We start from the raw sequence: 24,855 nt of genomic DNA on the forward strand, positions 1-24,855 counted from the left end.
TTTCATGTGATCACTTCAGCGATCACCTCAGCGATCACATTAGTATCTGTGGAGCAATGCGTCGCGTACGCTTGCACTCGATCACGCCGTGAATTAATGAAAATCAATTTTTCAAGGCGTGTTCGCTTGAGCAATCCACTCTATCTTTTCCTTTGAGGAATATCACCATGAACCAGCAACACGCCGCAGCAGTCAATCTATCCCCTTGGATCGTCACTAGTGCACCGCGCGCACGAGTGCCCCAGCAACCGGTCATGGCCGAGGAAAGGCTTCCCTTTACGGTCAGGCTAGTGCGCAATGAAGATGATCTTTGCAAGGCCGTGCATATCCGTCACTCGGCCTACGCGCGCCATGTGCCAACATTCGCCGAAACGCTCAAGTCGCCCGAGACGAGTGACGCGGAAAATGGCGTGGTGGTGTTGCTTGCGGAATCCAAATTGGACGGCTCCCCCCTCGGCACCATGCGCATTCAGACCAACCACTACAAACCGCTCAGCGTCGAGCAATCAGTCGATCTGCCAAGCTGGCTCAAGGAACAATCGCTGGCCGAAGCGACTCGCCTGGGGGTTACTGAAGACAAGATTGGGCGCGTCGTTAAAACCGTGCTCTTCAAGGCGTTTTTTCTGTATTGCCATCAGACTGGGATCGAATCGATGGTGGCCACCGGTCGGTCGCCCCTTGACCGGCAATATGAGCGCTTGCTATTCGAAGACGTCTATCCCGATCTGGGCTTTATTCCCTTGCGGCATGTTGGGAACCTGCCACACCGGATCATGTCATTAGCTGTCAGCGCGGTTGAGCCGCGTTGGGCTGCGACCAAGCACCCGCTGTTCAACTTCTTCTTCCGCACGCTCCATGCGGATATCGATGTCGGTGTCCATACTCTCATCGATACGGCCTACAAGCCTACGGAATCTGCCATGGATTCTGTTATGAGAATGTAACGTCTGCAGCCTGCCCGTCCTCCTTGTGTTGCGGGCAGGCTATTTTTCTTGCGCCATGGATACACATTTCAGCTATCCTAGGAGAAATTGTAGAGTCTCGTTGTATTGTCGTGCGCGCTCGTATCTGTGATGAATTATTAATAGCGATGTCAAAAGTTTTTGATTTATACCGAAGATGGGCCACTGCTGTCCCCATGAGCTTGGATCAGCTGTTGTATATGTTTTCGACATATGCGCTGCCAGGCTTCATCGGGTTGGTATCTTTGCTTGCGTTTTTCACTTGGGAAACAAGTTATCCGGCTAGCGACGCGAAGCAACTTGAATTCCGTGTTATGGCTAGTTCCAGCGCTGCGCTCACTCCGGCGCAAGCCTTGGCCCAGCTAGAAAATCGACAAAACGTCCTGCATCACGACACACGTTTATCTGAAGCACCGTTTTGGTTCACTTTCCACGTCCGTCCCGAGACGGCAAACCTACCCTTGATGGTCGAATTTCCTTCGCGGCATGCGAATGAAATTACGTGTTGGGATGCAACAAGCTTGCGACCGCTTGGGAGCGGGAGTCGCGTTAGCACTAACGGCGAGATTTCACTGGCCAAGGCGGGTTATGCGCTAACTCTCCCTACAACCCTGTCGGAGAAGCAAATATTGTGTCGGGCATCGTTCATCGGCCCCGCCCGCATATCTCTGCTGCAATGGCCGGCGGTGCAGCTACAGAACAGTTCACAGGAGTTCCACCGCAATTCCGGGCTACTCGATGGCGGCTTGATTATCCTGGCGCTATTCGTGCTAATCACTGCACTGATCAATCGCAATGCCACCTATGTACTGTTCGCGACATGGCTTTTGGTCAACTTGCGGATGGGCGCCCTGTCGGCGGGCTGGGACACGCAATGGCTTGGTCGCGCGGTTCCGCAGGATGTGCTGATGCTGGGCCGGCCCGTGACCATTGCTGCGTACAACATGTTGACCATCACCTGGTTCAGAACGCTGTTTCGCGACGACCTCGCGAAAGTCGGCTATACCTTCCTGCTGCGTTTCGCGCAGTGGACCTGCGTGCCGCTGCTTCTCATGTCGGTGCTCCTGTCTTACAAGTCGTTCCTGCCAATCATGTGGGTCGCAACTGCCCTCAACATTGTGGTGCTGGTGTTTTACCTGGGGCGTATCCTGATACAGACACGCTCTCGGGTGGCATTGTTGTATAGCGCTTCCATTGGCATTACGCTGCTTGCCAGTTTCTATGAGGTACTTTCAGCCGCAATGGGTTTCAAAGGCCTGATTGGTGCCGTCAACAGTGTCACTGCAGCGCTATCGTCGACCTTGCTGGCGGCGCTGGCAATTGCCGAACAAATGCGTCTGGAGCACAACCAGCGACTGGAAGCACAAGCCGAACTCGAACACACCTACGAGGCGATGCCCATTGGCCTGTTTACCCTTGACTTGCACGGCCGATTCTTGAGCGCCAATCCAGCCTTGCTGACGATGCTGGACCTAAAAACAATGCCTGACGAGCCCAATGTATGGGGGCAGTATTTCAACGAGGGCGCCTGGACTCAGTTGTCGCACCTGGTGACTACCCAGACTGATGGCGAACTGGAACTCAAAGGTCGAGAGACGCCCAAGGGCGATTCCAGGCACTTTATGGTCAAGGCAACGCTGGCGCACGGCAAGATTGAAGGCTTGTTGCAGGATGTCACCGAGCAATCCAGGGCAACCGAGGATCTGCGCTTCATGGCCAACAACGATCCGCTCACCAAGGTCTTCAATCGCCGTGGCATCGAGAAAGTGCTCGACCGCGCCATCCGGCAAATGGCTGAAGGTGAACCGCTCGCGCTGGCCTATCTCGACTTGGACCGTTTCAAGCTAATCAATGATCTGTTTGGCCACACCGCTGGCGATGAGGTGCTAAAGCAGGTTTGTGAGCGCATCACCAAACTGCTCACAGGCAGCCAGCAAGTTGGTCGCGTCGGCGGCGACGAATTCATCATCGTTCTGCCCGACACCACAATGCAGCTCGCTGCGTGGATTTGTCGCGGTATCGTCGATAGTATTTGCACCGCGCCTTTTCGCGTGGGCGACAAGGCGTTTCAGGTGCGCGGCTCGATCGGGTTGATCGAAGTCGGCCCGGACATGCAAATCAAAGACATCGTGTCGACTGCTGACCGTGCCTGTCGTGATGCCAAGAGCGGTCATCACGAAGGTCTGGTCGTGTACGAAAAGAACGCGATCGCGTTCAGTGAGCGCGAAGCCGAGCTCAGATTGGTCGAACGCCTTTCGTCCAGCACAGCGACCGAAGGCCTGTTCCTCGAGATGCAGCCCATCATGTCGCTTACGGCGCCGCATGAATCCCTCAATTTCGAAGTGTTGCTGCGGATGCGCAACTATGACGGTAGCGTGATGCCCGCCGGGAGCATCATTGCGGCGGCAGAAAACAGCGGCCGCATCGGCGTGATCGATCGCTGGGTGCTATCGACGACCTTGGCCTGGATCGACACCCACTACGCGCGCCTGACGCGCACGCAATTCGTCTGCATGAATTTGAGCGGTGCGTCGCTCAACGATGAAAGGTTCGTGCAGGATGCGTTCGTTATGCTGGCGAAAAACATGCACATTGCCGGTCGATTATGTGTCGAGATTACCGAAAGCGTGGCACTGCACGACCTCGAAAATACACGCCGTTTCATCGATAAGGTGCGCAGCTACGGCGTCAAGGTGGCACTCGACGATTTCGGCGCGGGTTACACCTCGTTCTCGTATCTGAAGGAGCTGCCGGCGGACCTGCTCAAGATTGACGGCAGCTTCATCGTCAATATGAACGCGCACCCGGCCAATGTTGCCATCGTCGAAGCGATCGTCAACCTGGCCCGGAACCTCGGCATGAAAACCATCGCTGAGTGGGCTGAAGACAATGCGACCGTGGAGACATTGGCTGAGATTGGTGTCGACTATGTGCAAGGCTATGCCGTGGCGCGGCCGCAGTCACCTGAAAATCTGCTGATGGCAGCTTCATCAGCGAGTTTCATTCAGGACGAGCAACTCGTGCACTTTGTACACATGCTGGGCAAGTCAGCTAACACGCTGGCGCAAATCGATCTGCTTGACCAGATAATATTCAAAAAACCGCACTGAGCCTGATGCGGTGGCGCGCCGCGATTGTGGCCGGCTTATCACCAGATGCGCTTGTGGCGCCGGCACCTGTTGTGCGGGCATGAGTGGATACAGGTAGACCCACCGGCCACGAATCTTGAGATAGGTCTCATCGACCCGCCATGATGAACCTTCTTTACTGGCATATCGGTTCCAGCGCTTCTCAAACTCCGGGACCAAGCGCTGTACCCAGCGCAGAATCGTCGTGTGCGCCACATCGAGCCTCGTTCGGCCATCATTTCGACCAGATCACGATATTACAGCTTGTAGCGCAAGTACCAGCGCACGCACAAAATGATAATCCCCTGTTCAACGGTTCGCCCTTGAGCAGATCCTCCATGCTATTGAGCTTTGCCATCACATTCAAAATTTGGCTATTCCAGCGAATGGCGATAATTGCATCAGAATCGTAAATCGTAATGCCCGGTGCATGATGGAACGCACGATATGTTGCGGTGAACTCGCGATATTTTTTGCTAGAGTTAGACTAGAAAATTTGATCGTTAAGTATTGCGTTTGATCTGCTTTAGGAGTTCACTCAGGGGAGTCGGATAAGTTTAAGGAAGCGTTCGCCATGCAACTCATCACCGTGAAAATCGACAAGCCGGAAGCGACCAACTTCATTCTGGGCCAGACGCACTTCATCAAGTCCGTTGAAGACATCCACGAAGCGTTGGTGGCCACCGTGCCAGGCATAAAGTTTGGACTGGCCTTTTGCGAAGCCTCCGGCAAATGCCTGGTGCGATGGTCGGGCACCGATCCCGCGTTGATCGACCTTGCCCGGAAGAATGTCATGAGCATCGCTGCCGGCCATTGTTTCATCGTGTTCCTCGGGGACGGCTACTACCCGCTGAATGTGTTGAACACCGTCAAGATGGTGCCGGAGGTATGCCGCATATTCTGCGCGACGGCCAACCCGACCGAAGTGATTCTCGCCGAGACGGAGCAGGGCCGAGGAATCCTGGGAGTAGTGGACGGCTTTCCACCTAAAGATATCGAGGCCGAAGACGACATCCAGTGGCGCAAGGCATTGTTGCGGCAGATCGGTTACAAGCTTTGATTCAAGCGCTGGTGCGACTGATTTGTCAATGAAACACCGCCGAAGAGCTTCTACAGAGCGATGATTCAAGCTCCTGGGAAGGAGCCTTCGATGCTGGAAACTGGAACTCCCATCTTGAATCTTCGGGACGTACCTCATGGCGGCTTCAAGGTTATCGGAGACGGGTCGCTCAAGCTCTTTACCGTTCATGTCGTCGACAAAGACAAGCCTTTATACGACTATGTGAAATAGGACGGGCGTTCGATGTCCGGTACTCTGAGAGCGCCTTACACCACTCCAGCACCTGAGTGCGACTCAGTGCTGGACGGCGTCCTTGTGACTGTTGGTGCGCAGAATTTGACGCACTGATGGTTGTTATCAAGGGCGTTGTTGTGACTTCCCCATTGGGCGCTTTGGCGGCTCGACGACAACGGCAACCGCACTGTTATCTGGTATTTCCCCCGAATTTGGCTCGGCAGAGGCAACTGCGCAGCGCTATATGGAGCGTGGCCATAAGCAGCTCTACTATGTGCAAGAAACGCTCTAACCACCCGCTCCACGCAAACGCCCGGCCGGCGGCGCCGCATTTTTTCAAGTGTCGTTACATTGCCTAGTTGAGCATCTGCTTTGACGGAGATCGATCTTCCGCTCAGGGGCGAGTTCTGACACTGCCTGTCGGATTTGTCTGCGCCACGACACTTCAGACAAGTATCCTGCCACAAGACGCAGCGTTTAGGATTCATCCCGTGACACACGATGCAACAACAGGCGTTCCCACCGTTCTGTTTGGCGCTTTCGATCGCCACAACTTCGGTGACCTCTTGTTCCCACACATCGTCACAGGCATGCTGGCACGTAAAGAATTGCTATTCGCCGGCCTGGCAGAGCGTGATTTGCGATCTCATGGCGGGCATCAGGTCAGCCCGCTAGCGCAACTTGCCGCACACTGGGGCGAACGCCCTGCAAACATCATCCACGTGGGCGGTGAACTCCTTACCTGCGACGCCTGGGAGGCAGCGGTGATGTTGTTGCCGCCGGATCAGGCGCAAGAAACCGTTGCACGGCTCGATGGCCGGACACAAGAAAGGCTGGCATGGGCGCGTAGTAAGCTGGGAGGCGCCGCGCTGGCGCCCTATACCCTGCCACGAGAGTTGTTTCCCCATGCGGCCCACGTGTTCTACAACGCTGTCGGCGGCGTGGACCTCAACGAATGTGAACCGGCGATGCGCGCCGAAGTATTGGCGAAGCTCAAGGCAGCGGATGATGTCAGTGTGCGAGACAAGCAAACAAAGGCGCTATTGGACGCATCAGGTGTCACGACCCGGCTCATCCCCGATCCTGCCGTGATGGTGGCGGACATGTTCGGCACGAAGATCCGCCAGCGCGCAAGGCAAAGCGAGATCGCGCAGATTCTTGGGGCGTTCCCTCAAGGGTATATTGCCGTGCAGTTCAGTGCCGACTTTGGCGATGATGAAACACTGACGCAAATCGCTGCCCAGCTTGATCAGATTGCGATCTCAAGCGGCTTTGGTGTGGCATTTTTCCGCGCTGGTGCAGCGCCGTGGCACGACGATCTGTTGTGCTACCAGCGCGCCGCAGCACGCATGCACGCTCCATCGGTGAAGATATTCAGATCCCTGAACCTCTGGGACATTTGCGCCCTGATCGCCTACAGTCGCGTCTATTTCGGAAGCAGCCTCCATGGCAGGATCGTTGCCATGGCATTCGCCCTGCCGCGCATTAATCTCCACCATCCAGCGCAGGCAACGCGGCCCACCAAGCAGGCTGCTTTCGCCGCCACCTGGGAAGAGGCAGGCACGCCCGCGACAGTTGAAGTATACGAAATCGCTCACGGAATTCGGCATGCCTTGGCCATAGACAGAGCACAACTCCAGCACACGGCCAGAGAGCTAGTCACCCGTTACCGCCAAGGATTCATTCCGATCTGCTCTAGGCTGGGCTGAAATTTCGTGCAATTCACGAATGACCAGCATCGGCCAAGAGCTGCCAATGCTGTATCTCTTGATATTTAATAAATTTTTGCCAATGTTTCCACTATAGGATTTAGCGATTTGATGGTTGACCGGCAGCATCCGGCCAGAGGCAGACATCGGCTGGTGTCTGCCCGCTGCAAATTTTTGTGAGAGAACGCCATTACCTATCTGAACAACCGCCGTTTCTTGTGGAGACCTGTGATCATGAAAACATCCTTCTTTTCCAATCTGATGACGTGCTGGCTATCGAGACGAATTTTGGTGAGTGGGGGGGTGGGGTTGGTGTTTACGGCCGCGCTTGGCATCGCTAGCGCGGGAGGCAAGCCCTATAGCTATTTCGTCACGGGCAACGCGCAGGCACAGATAGCGACACCGACACCCCCGTCTACTTCGTCGATCGTGCTGATGGGCGGTGGTCCTGATGTTGACGAGGCGTTTCGCTGGATGATCACCAGAGCTGGCATCAAATCAGGAACTGGAGGGCGTTTCGTCGTGATCCGCGCCACGGGCACCGATGCCTACGATCCTTACATCTATTACAGCGATGCGGCTCTAACGACGTCAGCGACCATCGCGGATCAATGGGTCGGCGGTGCATCCCTCGGGCTGACTTCGGTTGAAACTCTCGTGATTCCCAGCGTCATAGCCGCGAACGATGCATTTGTCAATTCTGTGGTGAGCAAGGCCCATGCCGTGTTTATTGCGGGCGGCGATCAGAGCGACTACATCAACTATTGGAAGGGAACGAGGCTGGATCAGACCCTTCAGGCTCTGATGAGAAACAACGTGCCGATTGGCGGTACCAGTGCAGGGCTGGCCGTCCTGGGGCAGTTCGACTATGCCGCACTCAAAGGAACTGTCACCTCAACTCAGGCCTTGTCCAACCCCTACAACAAATACATGACGCTGGATCCAAGTCCGTTGAGCCTGACGGGAGGTTTTTTAGCTCCGCCATCCTTGGCGAACACGGTTCTCGACGCCCACCTTGACAGCCGGGATCGAATGGGGCGACTGATTGCGTTTGTTGCACGGCTGGTTGCTCCCAACTCAAGTTTCGGTTGTCCAGGAGGGATACTCGCGTCAGGAACAAGCAGTTCTGCCACCGCGCGCGGTATCGGCGTGGATGTTGAGACTGCCTTGCTGGTGCAAGGGAACGAGGGCACCAACGCCGCCTTCACTGCGCGAAGAGTGACGAATCCGTCCACAACGACGCAGAGCGCCGTCTATTTCGTCCGGCCGTTAAATCCGCCAACCGTGTGTGCGTCAGGGAAACCGTTGACCATGATGAATGTAGAGATCAAGAAACTTGCGGACTCCGATACCGTTTTCAACCTGTCCGACTGGACTGGGTTGACGGGGTACTACGTCGATGCATACTCTGGCGAGTTAACGTCGTCTCCGTATTGAGATTTGACGCTCGATTTATTGAGTTGCTGGGGGACTTGGACCTATTTCCGCCATGAGCAAGGACAGCTCACATCATCGTGTCCTATTGCCTTATGTTCACAGCCACAGATCCCCATAACCCCAGATAAGCGATCCCGCTAATGCACAAATAAGCGACAGGATTCCAATTACTCCAAAAGCACGCGAGAAATCCCACGGCGTTTCTTTGCACCTATCCACTCAATCGGACCTGGCACATTCTGAAATGCGCAATTACGCAGGTCTTCTACTAATGGTTAGCGGCCATTGGCGGGCGGACGGGTCCGATGCAATAGCGCCGATTTCCGCCGCCTGTGCATCGATCTCGAATCCGTTGGCGCTCAACCAGTCTCGGTTGTAATAGCTGTGCAGATAGCGATCGCCCCCGTCGCACAGGATGGCGACGATGGAGCCGGCCTCGTCGCGCGTGCGCATCTCCGCTGCGAGGCTCAATACCGCGCAGAAAATCGTGCCGGTGGAGCCGCCGCATTTGCGCCCTAGCGCCTGTTCCAGGTACTGCAGCGCGGCCAGCGAATAGCCGTCCGGCACTTTGACCATCGCATCGACCACATCGCGCACGAACGAAGATTCTACCCGCGGCCGGCCGATGCCTTCGATGCGTGATCCTTGGCTGGCGGTCAATGTACTGTCACCGTTCAGGTAGTAATCGAAAAATACCGAGTAATCCGGGTCGGCTACGCAGATTTGCGTGTCATAGCGCTGGTAGCGCACGTAGCGACCCAGGGTCGCCGAGGTGCCGCCGGTGCCGGCGCCGCAAACGATCCAGCTCGGGATCGGGTGCGGCTCGTCGCGCATTTGCATAAACATCGATTCGGCGATGTTGTTGTTGCCGCGCCAGTCGGTCGCGCGCTCGGCGTAAGTGAACTGATCCATGAAATGGCCACCGGTCTCGCGCGCCAGCCGGTGCGATTCATCTGCGACCTGGCTGGCTTCGTCGATCAAATGGCAGCGCCCGCCGTAAAATTCGATGCAGGCGATTTTTTCCGGCGAGGTCGAACGCGGCATGACCGCAATGAATGGCAAATTCAGCAAGCGCGCGAAATAGGCCTCGGACACCGCAGTCGAGCCGCTGGAGGCCTCGATAATCGTGCTGCCACGCTGAATCCAACCATTGCACAGCGCATACAAAAACAGCGAACGTGCGAGCCGGTGCTTGAGGCTGCCGGTCGGATGGCTGGATTCATCCTTGATATATAGCTGGATGTCCGGAAATGCTGGCAGTTGCAATGGAAATAAATGCGTATCTGCCGAGCGGTTGAAATCGGCTTCGATAATGCGAACGGCCTGTTTGACCCAAGTGCGAGAATTCATCAGATTTCTGCCCGGAAAAAAGAAACCTTATTTTCGCGCATTTAGCGATTCCAGTCCTGCACGGACACATGATTTGGCATGAACTTGAGTAATTGCCAATAGCGCGGCGGCCATCTTGCGCCGACTACGGGCAGCTCGGCGAATTGCACAAATTGTCGCCGCTTTGTGTAGGTTTGACATTGACCTGGGCGGCATCGCCCATCGCGCGGCGGATGTCGCCTTCGCTGTTCTGGCTGGAGGAAACGGAGCCGTTGGCCAGCACGATCCCGGCGCGGCCTGTCGGTTTGAGGTGGTGCAGCATGTGTTGCAGCCAGGCGTAATTGGCATTGCCTTGCAGCGGTGTGCCTTACCCCCAGCGCGGGTCGCGATCCAGGCTGCCGTGCCACCAGTCGGAGAGATTGAAGGCAGGATTGGCGAGTGCAAGATCGGAGCGTAGGTCGGGGCTGGTTGCGCACGAAGGTGGCTGCAACCGAGTGATCCAGTTCTGCCATCCTTTCAGACCACGGCCACGACCCAGACGACCATCGGAGAAGACAAGCCTACAGCTACACCATCCGCGACGCAGACCGTGCAGGCGACTTTGGCTGCGACCACAGCTACGCTTCGGGACGGCAGCCAACGAGCGACTGGCGGTTCAAGAAGATGACGAAAGGCCATGCTGCTGACCACGGCCACGACGACGACACCGAGTGCATCACCGGCACTGAGCGATAGGTGGACTTGAATAGGGCATCAAAACAGGCATGGATAATTGGTTTGCAAATTTTACGAATCGCATATACCCGCACTGATACCCGCAAAAATATTTCTTAGTCTTTTTATCGTATTCGAGCCAACGATGCTTTAGCCGTGATCAGTGCCGTGTCCGGCCTACGCCCGCCGAGCGACTATTGTCGCGGTTGGTGATCGTCGCTACGTCGCCGCTGATTGACTATCCGTCGCTACGTCGCCGCTGATTGACTATCCGTCGCTACCCAAGGTCATCATCAAGAAATGCTTGGTTGCCGGCGCACCATGCCAGATACAGTTTTGGACCCGCAAATCCCGGAACAACCGATAGGTTATCCGATAATGGTGTCGCGCCCATAGCGGAAGAAAAAGCATCGAAGTCTTCTCGCCAGCGTGCAGTCGGGCTAAAAGAGTGGACCAACATGACCGCCGCCGACGCATGGAAGTCGGTTGCGGTCAGCAGTGCCGACGCCGTACGGTGCAGTAACTGGTAGCGAATTTGGTCATCGAGCGGCGATTCCCGTCTCAGTACTTCATGCAGATAGCTAATCCGCCCCAGCACACCGTCGCTAGGATCAGCACGTTTCTCGCGCAAGGTCGGGCCAAACGCTTCGTCGACTTTCGCCTCAACCGCTACAGCGACCAAACCTGCGTTATTCGAGGCTAGGGCAAGGACGTCTGTAAATGACGACCGTGCGCCACCCGGTAATGGCACTTCCCATTCAGGAAGGGCAGCAAGAAGCTGCAAGCCTGTCAGTTCGGCCTCGTTCGAGGAGTCCAGAATCGCTTTGACTTCCACGGGAAGCTGGCCGGGCATAGCTTCCCAGCAGGCTGCGGTCGTCATTGCTGAGCGTCCCTTCTTCCAGTGCAACATTGGCTTTGCGAGCAGCCGCTGCCAATCCCGCGCGCCTGCAGTCGGCACAAATATACGCTTCATAAATTCTCCCCATGAAAGCAATCAGCAAGTAATTTGAGCTGGCAGCAACGTTAACGAAACCGGCTCGGCAGGTTTTCCGTGCAGCTTCCCGCCAAGTGACTATAGACCAATAGTTGCATTTATATTATTAAATTTCAGGCGCTTTTGATTTTTATTGCCGGATTACAACTTAGTCCAATTCCATCAAGGAAAAGCTGGAATTGGCAGGCAAATCTTCCTGACGTTTCTTATCAGCAAGGCAATCGGATCGGATAAGATAGGGGCTTCATTTCCTCCATCCTATTTGCCTGCCCTGCATGATCGAAGACATCAAGAAAACACTCTGGGCCACTGCCGACAAGCTGCGCGCCAACATGGACGCCGCCGAATACAAGCACATCGTCCTCGGCCTCATCTTCGTCAAGTACATTTCCGACACCTTCCAGACCCGCCGTGATGAGCTGACGCGCCGTTTTGCCGATGCTGCTGACGACTACTTCCTGCATGACGCCGACGCCGCGCTGCTCGCCGAAGAACTGGAAGACCGCGACTACTATAAGGAAGTCAACGTATTCTGGGTGCCCGAAGCCGCCCGCTGGGAAAGCCTGCGCGCCCAAGCCAAACAAGCCGACATCGGCAAACGCATCGACGATGCGCTATCGCTGATTGAAACTGAAAACCCCAAGCTCAAAGGCATCCTCGACAAACGCTACGCCCGTGTCCAATTGCCCGACGGCAAACTGGGTGAACTGGTCGACCTGGTCTCCAAAATCGGCTTTGGTGAATCGGGCGATACGGCCAAAAACCATGCCCGCGATCTGCTCGGCCAGGTGTATGAATACTTCCTCGGCCAGTTCGCAAGTGCCGAAGGCAAGCGCGGCGGGCAGTTCTACACGCCCGCCAGCATAGTCAAGACACTGGTCGCGGTACTCGCTCCGCATCATGGACAGGTGTATGACCCCTGCTGCGGCTCGGGCGGCATGTTTGTCCAATCCGAAAAATTCATCGAAGCCCACGGCGGCAAGTTGGGCGACGTCTCCATCTACGGCCAGGAAGCCAACCCCACCACTTGGCGGCTGGCGGCGATGAACCTCGCCATTCGCGGCATCGACTTCAATCTGGGCAAAGAACCCGCCGACACTTTCGTGCGCGACCAGCACCCCGACCTGCGCGCCGACTTTGTGCTGGCCAATCCGCCGTTCAACATCTCCGACTGGTGGCATGGCAGCCTGGAAGGCGACCCACGCTGGGTCTATGGCACCCCGCCGCAAGGCAACGCCAACTATGCCTGGCTGCAACACATGCTGCACCACCTCAAGCCTGCAGGCCGTGCCGGTATCGTGCTGGCCAACGGCTCGATGTCGTCCAGCCAAAACAGCGAGGGCGATATCCGCCGCGCGATGGTCGAGGCCGACAAGGTCGAAGTCATGATCGCGCTGCCCGGCCAACTGTTCTTCAACACCCAGATTCCTGCCTGCCTGTGGTTCCTGGTCAAGGAAAAGCGCGCTCGACAAGGCGAAGTGCTGTTCATCGACGCTCGCAAGCTGGGCAGCATGATCAGCCGCGTGCAATGCGAATTCACCGATGAAGTCATAGAGAAGATTGCCAACACCGTTGCCGCTTGGCGCGGCGAGGATGCATCAGGCGAAGAATATGCCGACGTCGCAGGCTATTGCCGCAGCGTCACCCTGGCAGAAATCGCCGAACACGGTCACGTCCTCACCCCCGGCCGCTATGTCGGCGCAGAAGCGGTTGAAGACGATGACGAGGGCTTTGCCGACAAGATGCAAAAGCTGACCGAGATGCTGGGTGAACAAATGGCGAAAGGCGCGGAACTGGATCAACTGATACGCCAGAAGTTGGGAGGCCTGGGGTATGAGTTTTGACGACTTGACACTGGCTGATTTGGCCGCACCACAAAAGAACGCGATTGTTGGAGGACCGTTCGGATCGAACCTTGTTTCCAAGGATTATGTGGAGACAGGCGTACCGGTTATCCGTGGCGCAAACATGGGCGAGAAGTGGGTTGGAGGCGCGTTTGTTTATGTGTCGAATGAAAAAACTGTACAGCTAAGCCAAAACATCGCAAGGCCAAACGATCTGGTGTTTACGCAGCGCGGAACACTTGGGCAGGTCTCGATTGTTCCTAATCATGGACATGATCGTTACGTAGTATCGCAAAGCCAGATGAAGATCACCGTTGATCCTAGCAAGGCTGACGTTAACTTTCTTTATTACCTATTTAACTCGCCGGATCAGTTGCGGTACATACGAAATTCTGCAATTCAAACAGGTGTACCGCATACGAATCTTGGCATCCTTAAAAAAACTCCAGTTAAGATGCCGCCGCTGGCAATTCAAAAACAGGTGGCATCTGTTTTAACGGCCCTTGATGACCGCATCGCACTACTACGCGAAACCAACACCACCCTCGAAGCCATCGCCCAGGCCCTGTTCAAATCCTGGTTCGTGGACTTCGACCCCGTGCGGGCCAAACAGCAAGGCCGCGAGCCGGAAGGCATGGACCCCACCGCCGCAGCGCTCTTCCCCGATAGCTTCGAGGAATCGGAATTGGGCTTGGTGCCGAAGGGGTGGAGTCGTCTCGCGTTTACTGATACGGTAAAAGTAATAGGTGGAGGCACGCCGAAAACATCAATACCAGAATACTGGGGTGGTGATATTCCGTGGTTCTCAGTTGTTGATGCTCCAGCCACTACTGATGTATTTGTTATCGACACAGCCAAGCACATTTCTGTACAAGGTCTCAATAATTCATCTACCAAATTGCTGGCAGAAGGCACCACAATTATTTCCGCACGTGGCACTGTCGGTCGCTTGGCATTGGTCGGACGAGAAATGGCTATGAATCAATCCTGTTACGGTCTGCGAGGTAAAGCGGATGATGCCTACTTTACTTACTTCAGTACCTATCGCCTGGTTGAATCACTGAAGCAACGGAGCCACGGCTCAGTATTCGACACCATCACGACGGACACGATGAGGGGTGTATTCGTAATTTACCCAGACAAAAATGTAATTCAAGCATTTGAAACTGTTTTAAGCCCTGTGATGAATCGCATCAAAACAAACTTGGAACAAACTCAAACTCTCGCCACCCTCCGCGACACCATGCTCCCCCGACTGATCTCCGGCCAGCTACGTATGCCCGAGGCCGAGACTGCACTAGAGGCAGCATGATGCTGGTCACTCGCCTGTCAAAGATCAAGGGCCACCGGATATTTAGAGAATTCGCGTGGCAAGCAGCCTTGCCAGACTTTGCCCGGTTCAACCTCATCTATGGCTGGAACGGAGCGGGGAAAACTACGCTCTCGAACCTGTTCCGCCATCTGCAAGAGAAGCGGGCGGTTGACGAAGGTGAGGTGCAGTTTCGCATCGGCGATCGAACCGTGGGGCAGAACGACATCCCCACGGCAGTACTTCCGCAAGTACGGGTATTCAATCGTGACACCCTAAACCGCTCGATTTTCGAGGTGGCCAACGGCAGCCTTCCCCCAGTGTATTTCCTGGGAGAAGACAGCGCCGAGAAACAATCGCAGATCGAACGCCTGAAGGTTCAGTGTGCTGACGCCGAAACAGAAAAGGCACGGTTGAACGAGAGCCTGCGCGCCGGCGAGCGCGATCACGAAGAATTTTGTTCTGTACAAGCCAAGGCCATCAAAAACCTGCTGACTGCCACCGGCGGCGGCCCATACAACAGCTACAACTCAGCAAGGTTCAAGCAAACTACGGACCACTTATGTTCTGGTACGCCCGTTGCACTGCTCACCGCCGAGGAACGGCAGCGGCATCTAGTGACCAAGGAAGGAATTGCAAAAGACACCGTCAATCGACCTATCGCTGACTATCCTGACTTTGTCGCGCTGACCAGCAGGGTCCAAGAGGTTCTCGACCGTTCGGTCGTTGCCAGCACGATTGACGACTTGATAAGCAGTCCAGCAATCGCAAACTGGGTGGGACAAGGCCTACTCCTGCATCGCGGAGAGCATTCAAACAGCCACTGCCAGTTCTGTACGCAGCCACTACCGCCTGAACGGCTACAACGACTTGAGGCGCACTTCAATGACGAATTCAATCGATTCCAAAGCGAGGTCGCGACACTGATCGCCGACGTGACGGCCACCCAAAACTTCGTGCGCAATATCAATGTACCCAACAAGGGATTGCTCTATTCGCACCTAATCAGCGATTACGAAGAGGCAGAGACGGCGCTACGCAGCCAGTCATTTGTCGTCGGCGCTTATCTGGATGCGCTACGTGCAGCATTGGAGGCGAAAAAAGAACAGCCCTTTCGGCGCGTTGAATTCCGTCGTTTCCTAATTGGTGGTAGCGATGATGGCACCCCACAGGGGAAGTTGGAGACTTTCTTCCAAGTGCTGATGGCTGTCGGCTCAGGAATCGGCGCGCTGGCAGGCCGGAATGCGTTCGAGCGCTTGTGCGGAACGATTGATAAGCACAATCAGTTATCTGCCAATTTTGAGAAAGAGCAGGCGGCTGCTCGCGGCGCGCTGGAGATAGATGAAGTTAACAAGGTTCTTGGCGAATATCAGGCCCAACTGAGCGCAATCGCCCATCTGCAAAAGGAAATAGACCAAGTTACAGCGACTGCACGCGCAATGCGGGCCAATATCGCAACCCTAGAAGCTGCGATCCGCCATCATTTGAAGGCAGCAGAAGACCTGAACCGGGACATGGCGTCGTATCTCGGCAGAGACGAGCTGCGTTTCATCGCGCACGATACGGGGTACACCATCACAAGGAATGGCGTGCCGGCCTTGAATCTCAGTGAGGGGGAACGGACAGCAGTCTCCTTCATTTACTTTTTGAAATCGCTCGAAGATACAGGCTTTGACCTCAAGGCTAGTATCGTGGTTGTCGACGACCCTGTTTCAAGCCTGGATGCGAACTCGTTGTATTGCGCGTTTGGTTTTATGAAGGCTCGACTCAAAAATGTCGGTCAGCTCTTTGTCCTTACGCACAATTTTACCTTCTTCCGGCAGGTGAGCAATTGGCTTACACACCGGAAGAAGAAGGATCGCGATGCACAGCTCTATATGCTTAAGTCGCGTAGCACGGATGGACATCGAACCGCGTACCTAGCGGCACTCGACCCGCTCCTACAAAACCATGAGTCGGAATACCACTACCTATTCCAGACCGTAATGGACGCTTCGCGCCCTGCGGAAGGACAGACCATGGCTGATTTTTATGGAATGTCGAATGTGGCGAGGCGGCTGCTTGAAGCCGTTATGTCCTTCAAACGCCCCGACAAGGCTGGCAGGCTCCAGCAGCAGATTGATGACATCGAGGGATTTGATGATGCCAAGAAAGCAAGAATTATCAGGTTCACGCACAGCTATTCACATCACAGCATGGTGGCAGAACCTGAGCATGACCATTCCATACTCGCCGAGGGGCCGGAAATCCTTGAGGATGTATTGAGGTTGATAAAACACGTAGATGCCGGTCACTTCGACCGAATGGCAGGTATTTGCGGACGCAGCATGGATGAGGCCACTGAATGACTTTCGGACAGCTCGAACGCGTTGTGCTGCGAACCATCTGTGACCAAACAGGGCGGAAATTATCGCCCCGGTTCGTACAAGATAAAAACATTACTGATCTGGGTGCCACCACTGGCATAGAGTTGGAACTTGAGAAAAGCTGAATCCACAACATGACTGAAGACCAACTCGAACAAGAAACCCTCGCCTGGCTGGCCGATGTCGGCTACACCTCCGTCTATGGCCCCGAGATTGCCATTGATGGCAATTCCCCCGAGCGCAGCAACTATACCCAGGTCGTTTTAGTCGACCGACTGCACAACGCGATCAATCGGCTCAATCCTCTGGTGCCGTCGGTCGCCCGTGAAGATGCGTTGCAGCAGGTCTTGAATCTGGATACGCCAGTGCTGCTGGCGGCCAATCGCCAGTTCCACCGCCTGCTGATCAACGGTGTGCCGGTCCAATATCAGAAAGATGGCGAGACCCGAGGTGATTTTGTACGCTTGATCGACTTTGCCGATATCGTTGCCAACGAATGGCTGGCGATCAATCAGTTCTCGATCAAGGGTGCCAAATATACCCGCCGCCCCGACATCATCCTGTTCATCAACGGTCTGCCGCTGGTGCTGTTGGAGCTGAAGAACCCCGCCGACCAGAACGCCGATATCTGGAAAGCGTTTGACCAGATCGAGACGTACAAGGAACAAATCCCCGATGTGTTTCAGTACAACGAAGTGCTGGTGATCTCGGATGGGACTGAGGCGATGATGGGTTCGCTCTCCAGCAATGCCGAGCGTTACATGGCCTGGCGCACGATTGACGGGGTCACGCTGGACCCGCTGGGGCAGTTCAACGAACTCGAAACGCTGGTGCGCGGTGTACTGGCACCGGCATACCTGCTCGACTTCCTGCGCTTCTTTGTTCTGTTCGAGGACGACGGCACGCTGGTCAAGAAGATCGCCGGCTATCACCAGTTCCACGCGGTGCGTGCTGCGACCAATCAGGTGGTTGCCGCATCGCGGCCAGGCGGCAGCCAGAAGGGTGGCGTGGTGTGGCACGCGCAAGGCTCCGGCAAGAGCATCACGATGACCTGTTTTGCCGCCCGCGTGATGCGTGAGGCGGCGATGGAGAACCCGACCATCGTCGTGATTACCGACCGTAACGATCTGGACGGCCAGTTGTTCGGTGTGTTCTCGCTATCGCAGGACTTGTTGCGCGAGCAGCCGGTGCAAGCCGAAACGCGGCAGGATTTGCGCGCGAAGCTGGCGAACCGGCCATCGGGCGGCATCGTGTTCGCCACGATCCAGAAATTCATGCCGGGCGAGGATGAAGACAGTTTTCCGCTGCTGTCCGACCGGCACAACATTGTGGTGATCGCCGATGAGGCGCACCGCACCCAGTACGGCTTCGAGGCGAAGTTCAAGGGCGACGCCAAGGGCTATCAGGTCGGCTACGCGCAGAATCTACGCGATGCACTGCCGAATGCCACATTTGTCGCCTTTACCGGCACGCCGGTGTCGAGTGAAGACCGCGATACGCGCGCGGTGTTCGGTGACTACCTCCACATCTACGACATGCAGCAGGCGCGCGACGATGGCGCGACAGTGGCGATTTATTTTGAGTCACGCCTAGCCAAGCTGGGCCTGAAAGAAGAGTCGTTGCCAGATATCGATGCCGAAGTGGACGAACTGGCCGAAGACGAGGAAGACGACCAGCAAGCGCTGCTTAAAAGCAGATGGGCAGCGCTGGAAAAGGTGGTCGGCGCGGAGCCGCGCATCAAACAGGTGGCGGCAGACCTGGTCGCGCACTTTGAGGAGCGCAGCAAGGCGCAAACTGGCAAGGCGATGATTGTCGCAATGAGCCGCGAAATTTGCGCGCACCTGTACAACGCGATCATCGCGCTGCGACCGGACTGGCACGACGCCGACCCAGAAAGAGGCGCAATCAAGATCGTGATGACGGGTTCCGCAAGCGATAAGCCGCTGTTGCGGCCCCATATCTACTCGAAGCAGGTCAAGAAACGCCTGGAAAAGCGCTTCAAGGACCCGGACGATCCACTACGGCTGGTCATCGTGCGCGACATGTGGCTGACCGGTTTCGACGCGCCCTGCGTGCATACGCTGTACGTGGACAAGCCGATGAAGGGCCACAACCTGATGCAGGCGATTGCGCGGGTCAACCGCGTATTCCGCGACAAGCAGGGCGGTCTGGTCGTCGATTACATTGGCATCGCCGGCGAGCTGAAACAGGCGCTGAAGGAGTACACGGCCAGCAAGGGACGGGGCCGACCGACTGTCGACGCGAATGAGGCGTACGCAGTGCTGGAAGAAAAGCTGGATGTGCTGCGCGCCATGCTACACGGGTATGACTACAGCGGCTTTCTCACCGGCGGACATGGCGTCTTGGCGAAAACCGCGAACCATGTGCTGGGGCTGAAAGACGGCAAGAAGCGGTTTGGCGACATCGCGTTGGCAATGTCGAAAGCATTTACGCTCTGCTGTACGCTCGACGAAGCGAAGGCCGTGCGCGAAGAAGTGGCATTCTTGCAAGCGGTGAAGGTACTGCTGACCAAGCGAGACATCACCAGCAAGAAGAAGATCGATGAAGAGCGCGAGGTGGCAATCCGGCAAATCATCGGCTCGGCGCTGGTGTCGGACCAAGTCGTCGATATTTTCGATGCGGCGGGCCTGGATAAACCGAACATCGGCATTCTCGATGACGACTTCCTCAATGAAGTGCGCAACCTGCCCGAGCGCAATCTGGCAGTCGAATTACTGGAACGGCTGCTGGAGGGCGAAATCAAAACGCGCTTCGCGACCAACGTGGTGCAGAATAATAAATTTTCTGAACTGCTCGCCAACGTCATCACGCGTTATCAGAACCGCTCGATTGAAACCGCGCAGGTGATGGAAGAACTGATCGCGATGGCAAAGAAATTCAAGGAGGCGGCCGACTGGGGCGCCGAACTTGGCTTAAACGCAGACGAGGTGGCCTTCTACGACGCGCTTGCGACCAATGAAGATTCGGTGCGCGAACTGGGCGACGAGACGCTGAAGAAAATCGCGCATGAACTCGCCGAGAGTTTGCGGCGCAATGTCAGCGTGGATTGGGCGGTGCGGGACAATGTGCGGGCCAAGCTGCGGCTGCTGGTCAAGCGCATCTTGCGAAAGTACAAGTACCCACCAGTAAAGCAGGACGAGGCGGTGCAGATGGTGTTGCGGCAAGCGGAATCATTGTGTGCAGAGTGGGCGTGATCTATAAATTGTGGCGTCGGCCCGCATTCGTGAACCAGCGATGTCCAGCGCAACTGGTAGCGTTGCAAGACATTTTTCAATGTGAGTAATGACCGCAGCTTATTTTGACGTCATGTTGATAAGAATCGATTATTTATTGCCGGATGGCCTACCGCGATGCAATCTGACCGTGCGGCTTTAGCACTTGTTGACGCTTGCAACGATCAGTCATACGAAAATTTGATGGAAAAGCGCTTTCGGCGCCCACCTCTTCAACATCGCAGTCGACGCATGCCACGCAAAATGCTTTCGTGAAAGCCCAGATAAAGTGGATTTAAGCTACCAACGCAATAAGCGGCGCAAACTATGGATCGCCAAAAGGGTTAAACGTGTTTTCTGAAAAATTCAAGGATACGAGTCAAGTCGTCATCCGCGAAAGGGGCCATTCCACTTGCCGCACTCCTATCGCGCCCGGCGGAAGACCGGCTGAAGTGAAACAATGACGCTCGTCCCTCGTCGTGCCCGAAAGGCACCCGATCCCCTCAGCGCTGTGGTCGAGAACCAGCCCGAATACTTGGAAAGTTTTCGCACGCATGCCGCCTGGGTACTACTCGGCGAACCCGGTGCGGGGAAGTCCAGTGCGCTTGAAATGGAAGCAACGGCGACGGGCGGGCTGTTTCTACGCATTGACGACTTCATCGGAGATGACCCAGAACCTGACTGGGCGGGAAAGACAATATTTCTTGATGGCCTAGACGAAACCCGCGCGAGCGGCGGCGCTAACAACACGCTCCATCAAATTCGCAAACAGTTAAGGCGTGTTGGATACCCGCCATTTCGCATTTCCTGCCGATCCGCTGACTGGTACGGATCAACCGATCGCGGCGAACTCGATGTGGCGTCGCCCGATAAGCAGATTGCGGTGCTGATTCTCGAAGCACTGAGTTCCCAGGACATTCTGGTCATCTTGCGTGAAAATCTTGAAATCGACGATCCACACGCATTTGTCGAGGCTGCTGAACAGCACGGCGTCGCCGATTTGCTCGACAATCCGCAGACATTGGAAATGCTCGCCCGCGCAATCCGTGACGATCAGTGGCCGACCACGCGAGACGACACCTACGAACTGGCGTGCGAAAAACTCGCAGAGGAACACAACAAAAGGCATCGTGACATTGCACGCACCAAATCTCGCTCTGTCCCAAAAGTGTTGGATGCAGCCGGCCAGCTCTGTGCAATCTTGCTTCTATCCGACCAAACTGGCATCGCGCTTGATTCGGCCAGTGCGAGCAAGCGCCTCATGCCCCTCGACAGTCTCGCGTTGTCCGACCTGGATGATGCATGGCAAGCCATCGGCAGCAAATTATTCCGCCCCGAAGGTGAAGAGCGCGTGTCGCCAAGTCATCGCAGCGTAGCCGAATACCTCGCTGCGCGCTGGCTGGCACAGCGCATCGATGAAGGTCTACTTCTAGGACGTGTGCTGAACCTATTGCTTGGCCGGGATGGCCGCGCTGTCGCCGGTTTGCGTGGTCTTTACGGCTGGCTTGCGCTGCGCTGTCATGCCGCCCGCCCGCGCTTAATTGAGGCTGATCCGCTAACGGTGATCGTCTATGGTGACGTCAAACCTATGCCGGTGCCCGACAAGCGACACATTCTTGCAGGACTACGCCGCGAGGCAGAACGCTTCACCGAGTTTCGCTGGGACGCGCCGACAAAGCATCGCTTCGGTGCACTGGCCGATGCCGAACTTTGCAAGGACTTCCTGACAATCCTGAACTCACCGGTGCGCGGCGATGCCGATCAGGCACTAGTTGACTGTGTTCTCGACATCGTCGAACAAGGCGATGTCCAGCCCGAACTAGTTCCGGTCATGCTTGCTGTCATCCGCGACGAAACTCGATGGACGTCTGTCAGGAAAAATGCACTTCACGTCTGGCTCAAAGTGGGGTCCAACTCGCAGACTGCACTTGCGCTGCTTGGCGATATCACCGATGGCCGCGTGTCCGATGACGACGACGAACTTGCTGGCCTCCTACTTCGTCACCTGTTCCCGGCCCATATTGACGCGAAGACGCTGCTGCGTCACCTGCACACGCCCAAGGCCCCCAATCTGCTGGGCAGTTACGTCTGGTTCTGGACGCATGAAATACTGCAGTGCGCTCCCGAACACCTGCCGTTGCTATTGGACGGACTCGTCGACCGTCCCGAATTCTGTTTCGACGATCATTATGAACGCCGTCTCAATACGATGGCCGACACATTATTGGCACGCGGCGTCACTATTCACGGCGACCAGATCACTGACGACCGACTGTTTGCCTGGCTGGGTATCGGCATCGACCAGCATGGTCACATGATAAGGGAAAAGACCCAGCAGCAGACGATTGCAGGATGGCTGGAAGTGCGACCAGCTCGGTATAAGGCGATATTAAAACTCTGCTTCGCACAGTGCGAACGCCATGAAAATCCAGCAGTTTACCTTTACGTTGCGGAAGCACGGCTGCACCATGCGGCTGTCCCCGATGACATCGGCCTCTGGCACCTTTGGCAAGTGTCGCTCACGGTCAATGAGGCGCTCGCCCAGATACACCTGTCCAAAGCGGTCAATACTCTCATGTATCAGCAGGGCGCTACCGGCCTATCGCTCGACATCATCGATGCTTGGGGCGTCGCCAACCCTGGACGGCAACAATGGCTGGCGGACTTGTTGGTTTGCGAAATTCCCGACTGGCGTTCCAAACAGGCCTCAAGGGCGACGGCGCGTAAACAGCAGTACGACGAGACCAGACGACAGCGCACCACCGGGATAAGACCGTACCTTCCCGCAGTTCGCGTTGGTAATGCATCCGTCGGTCTCATGGAACAACTCGCAAACGTATGGATGAACCACTTCATCGATTCTCCCGGCGAAACAATTGCCGAGCGCTTCGACAATTTCTGTGAAAACGGTAATGAAGTGCATGCCGCAGCAGACGCGGGACTACGGCTCTGCCCCGAACGTGCTGACTTGCCGACTGTCGACGAGATCGTTGACCTGAGTGTTAAACAAATGCAGCACCGATTTCGCTTGCCCTGTCTTCTCGGTATGGACTTGCGATGGCAGGACGGTGGTATAAACGTCGACCACCTTCCCGAAGAAAATCTGCGTCGCCTGGTCGCCTTCCGTCTAACCTATGGTGTGGATAAAACGCCAGCGTGGTTCATGTATCTGGTACAACAACGCCCTGCGCTGGTTGCCGATGTGCTATCCGCCTATGCAAGCGCATCCCTAAACGCCGGTCAGGATTTTGTCGACAGCATCTATCCGCTTAGTCGCGACCCTGAATACCGTGCCGTTGCCACTATTGTTGCGCCACGCCTGCTGGAGAGTTTTCCGAAAAGTGCGCGAGCTGGGCAATTGAATCATTTGGAATGTCTGCTCAAGGCAGCCTTAAGCTATACGCCAGAAAACCCCCGTATCCTCGCCAAGAAGAAAATTGCAACAAAGGGCATGGATGAGGCCCAAAAGGTCTACTGGCATGCGGCCGCCACCTTGTTAGACCCTGCGAACAACGAGGCCGCGCTCTGGCGTTATGTGGGAAAATCGCCGAGTCGCATCAATCACCTTTCTGTTTTCCTTGGTGGACGTTTTACCGATAGCAATAATGACTATGCGCTTTCGGCCCACACACTTGGCAAGCTGATCGAGTTGCTTGCGCCGCATGCGGAAACCGGGTGGACTCATGGTGCCGGATGGGTCACAGATACTATGCAACGCGGTGATCACGTCCGCGCCCTGATTGTCCGCCTCGGCGCGATGGCGACGACGGATGCGGCGTTGGAAATCAGCCGCTTACTCGGCCTTCACTCACTGACCAAGCTAAAATTCGCACTCGAAAACGCACGACATCAGCAGATACTTCGTCAACGCGAGAATGAATTCCGATTTTTGACGCCGCGTCAGGTTGCACAGGTACTCGCCGGCAAAGCACCTGCCGACGTCGCCGACCTTGCAGCCCTTACTCTGATTCATCTGGACGACATTGGCCGAGAAATCCGACAAGATAATGACGACGGCTTCCGCGCCTTCTGGAACATCGAGAACAAGAAGCCGACCACCCAGCGCGAAGAAAATGTTTGTCGCGATGCGCTGCTCCTCCGTCTGCGAACACGTCTCAACCAGCTTGATGTTGATTGCCAGCCTGAAGGTGATTACTCCAACGACAAGCGCGCCGACCTACGCTTGTCATACCACACCGAATTCGAGCTACCTATCGAAATCAAACGCGATAGCAATTCATCCTTATGGACCGCGCCGAGCAAGCAACTTATTAATCAGTACGCCATCGCGCCGGGTGCCCACGGGTTCGGCATTTATCTTGTACTTTGGTTTGGCGGCATGGGTATGCCGCGCCCTCCTGACGGCGGAAAACAGCCGCGTTCAGCCGAAGAACTCCGAACACGTCTCGAAGCGCAACTCGATCCGACCGAGCGGCGGCGCATCTTCGTTCGCGTGCTGGATGTAAGCTGGCCTGAGTAACGGACTGCTTAGCCGCCGCGACGCGGACGATGCTGCAAAGATGGTTCCCCATCAGG

Annotated in this window: 12 protein-coding genes and 2 pseudogenes; 10 read left to right on the forward strand and 4 right to left on the reverse strand. The window is 55.8% G+C overall.

Going from position 1 to position 24,855, the window contains the following annotated elements; translation table 11 throughout:
- The first annotated feature begins 167 nt into the window (after positions 1–167).
- Together ACFOFO_RS19110 and ACFOFO_RS19115 are read left to right on the forward strand one after the other, a co-directional pair.
- Positions 168–944, forward strand: a complete 777-nt coding sequence (locus tag ACFOFO_RS19110; RefSeq protein WP_390322491.1) for a hypothetical protein — start codon at positions 168–170, stop codon at positions 942–944.
- A 218-nt stretch (positions 945–1,162) separates the two neighbouring features.
- Positions 1,163–4,072: an EAL domain-containing protein gene (locus ACFOFO_RS19115; protein ID WP_390332458.1), complete on the forward strand. Its 2,910-nt coding sequence runs from the start codon at positions 1,163–1,165 to the stop codon at positions 4,070–4,072.
- A gap of 87 nt (positions 4,073–4,159) precedes the next feature.
- Here ACFOFO_RS19115 and ACFOFO_RS19120 read toward each other — a convergent pair.
- Positions 4,160–4,392, reverse strand: a pseudogene (locus ACFOFO_RS19120) (DDE-type integrase/transposase/recombinase); the annotation flags it as partial.
- A gap of 272 nt (positions 4,393–4,664) precedes the next feature.
- Between ACFOFO_RS19120 and ACFOFO_RS19125 the strand changes: the two are divergent.
- The 3 genes from ACFOFO_RS19125 (at position 4,665) to ACFOFO_RS19135 (ending at position 8,530) form a co-directional block, all read left to right on the forward strand.
- On the forward strand, positions 4,665–5,150 hold the full coding sequence (locus tag ACFOFO_RS19125) for an adenosine-specific kinase (protein WP_390322496.1): 486 nt from the start codon (positions 4,665–4,667) through the stop codon (positions 5,148–5,150).
- Positions 5,151–5,875: 725 nt separating this feature from the next.
- The gene (locus tag ACFOFO_RS19130) at positions 5,876–7,093 is read left to right on the forward strand and encodes a polysaccharide pyruvyl transferase family protein (protein ID WP_390322499.1); all 1,218 of its coding nucleotides are present in this window, start codon (positions 5,876–5,878) and stop codon (positions 7,091–7,093) included.
- 234 nt (positions 7,094–7,327) lie between these two features.
- Positions 7,328–8,530, forward strand: a complete 1,203-nt coding sequence (locus ACFOFO_RS19135; RefSeq protein ID WP_390322501.1) for a cyanophycinase — start codon at positions 7,328–7,330, stop codon at positions 8,528–8,530.
- A gap of 252 nt (positions 8,531–8,782) precedes the next feature.
- Here the strand turns inward: ACFOFO_RS19135 and ACFOFO_RS19140 are convergent, their stop codons facing one another.
- The 3 genes and pseudogenes from ACFOFO_RS19140 to ACFOFO_RS19150 form a co-directional block, all read right to left on the reverse strand.
- The gene (locus ACFOFO_RS19140; protein WP_390332434.1) at positions 8,783–9,880 is read right to left on the reverse strand and encodes a PLP-dependent cysteine synthase family protein; all 1,098 of its coding nucleotides are present in this window, start codon (positions 9,878–9,880) and stop codon (positions 8,783–8,785) included.
- Positions 9,881–10,010: 130 nt separating this feature from the next.
- Positions 10,011–10,341 (reverse strand): annotated as a pseudogene (locus ACFOFO_RS19145) (HsdM family class I SAM-dependent methyltransferase); the annotation flags it as partial.
- Positions 10,342–10,850: 509 nt separating this feature from the next.
- Entirely contained in the window at positions 10,851–11,546 is a 696-nt protein-coding gene (locus ACFOFO_RS19150) for a DUF6946 family protein (RefSeq protein ID WP_390322502.1), read from the reverse strand.
- Between the two features lie 296 nt (positions 11,547–11,842).
- On the opposite strand from ACFOFO_RS19150, the gene ACFOFO_RS19155 reads away from it, so the two are divergent.
- From ACFOFO_RS19155 to ACFOFO_RS19175, 5 genes are all read left to right on the forward strand, one after another.
- Positions 11,843–13,411, forward strand: a complete 1,569-nt coding sequence (locus tag ACFOFO_RS19155) for a class I SAM-dependent DNA methyltransferase (protein WP_390332435.1) — start codon at positions 11,843–11,845, stop codon at positions 13,409–13,411.
- Positions 13,401–14,723 (forward strand): restriction endonuclease subunit S, encoded by a 1,323-nt coding sequence (locus ACFOFO_RS19160; protein ID WP_390332437.1) that lies wholly within the window; start codon positions 13,401–13,403, stop codon positions 14,721–14,723. Before ACFOFO_RS19155 ends, ACFOFO_RS19160 begins: the two co-directional genes overlap by 11 nt.
- A complete protein-coding gene (locus ACFOFO_RS19165; protein ID WP_390332440.1) occupies positions 14,720–17,068 on the forward strand; it encodes an AAA family ATPase in 2,349 nt (782 codons plus the stop codon). The genes ACFOFO_RS19160 and ACFOFO_RS19165 overlap by 4 nt, the downstream gene beginning before the upstream one ends.
- Positions 17,069–17,220: 152 nt before the next feature.
- Positions 17,221–20,301, forward strand: a complete 3,081-nt coding sequence (locus tag ACFOFO_RS19170; protein ID WP_390322504.1) for a type I restriction endonuclease subunit R — start codon at positions 17,221–17,223, stop codon at positions 20,299–20,301.
- A gap of 478 nt (positions 20,302–20,779) precedes the next feature.
- Positions 20,780–24,799, forward strand: coding sequence for an NACHT domain-containing protein (locus tag ACFOFO_RS19175; RefSeq protein ID WP_390332442.1), 4,020 nt, complete (start codon positions 20,780–20,782; stop codon positions 24,797–24,799).
- Positions 24,800–24,855: the final 56 nt, after the last annotated feature.

This window comes from Pseudundibacterium arcticum (assembly GCF_042646465.1).
GTDB lineage: Bacteria > Pseudomonadota > Gammaproteobacteria > Burkholderiales > Burkholderiaceae_D > Undibacterium_A > Undibacterium_A arcticum.

Coding starts and splice junctions, on each gene's coding strand:
- ACFOFO_RS19115 (WP_390332458.1), top strand. CDS start 1,163: ATGTTTTCGACATATGCGCTGCCAGGCTTCATCGGGTTGGTATCTTTG.
- ACFOFO_RS19150 (WP_390322502.1), bottom strand. CDS start 11,546: ATGAAGCGTATATTTGTGCCGACTGCAGGCGCGCGGGATTGGCAGCGG.
- ACFOFO_RS19125 (WP_390322496.1), top strand. CDS start 4,665: ATGCAACTCATCACCGTGAAAATCGACAAGCCGGAAGCGACCAACTTC.
- ACFOFO_RS19175 (WP_390332442.1), top strand. CDS start 20,780: ATGACGCTCGTCCCTCGTCGTGCCCGAAAGGCACCCGATCCCCTCAGC.
- ACFOFO_RS19170 (WP_390322504.1), top strand. CDS start 17,221: ATGACTGAAGACCAACTCGAACAAGAAACCCTCGCCTGGCTGGCCGAT.
- ACFOFO_RS19110 (WP_390322491.1), top strand. CDS start 168: ATGAACCAGCAACACGCCGCAGCAGTCAATCTATCCCCTTGGATCGTC.
- ACFOFO_RS19160 (WP_390332437.1), top strand. CDS start 13,401: ATGAGTTTTGACGACTTGACACTGGCTGATTTGGCCGCACCACAAAAG.
- ACFOFO_RS19165 (WP_390332440.1), top strand. CDS start 14,720: ATGATGCTGGTCACTCGCCTGTCAAAGATCAAGGGCCACCGGATATTT.
- ACFOFO_RS19135 (WP_390322501.1), top strand. CDS start 7,328: ATGAAAACATCCTTCTTTTCCAATCTGATGACGTGCTGGCTATCGAGA.
- ACFOFO_RS19155 (WP_390332435.1), top strand. CDS start 11,843: ATGATCGAAGACATCAAGAAAACACTCTGGGCCACTGCCGACAAGCTG.
- ACFOFO_RS19140 (WP_390332434.1), bottom strand. CDS start 9,880: ATGAATTCTCGCACTTGGGTCAAACAGGCCGTTCGCATTATCGAAGCC.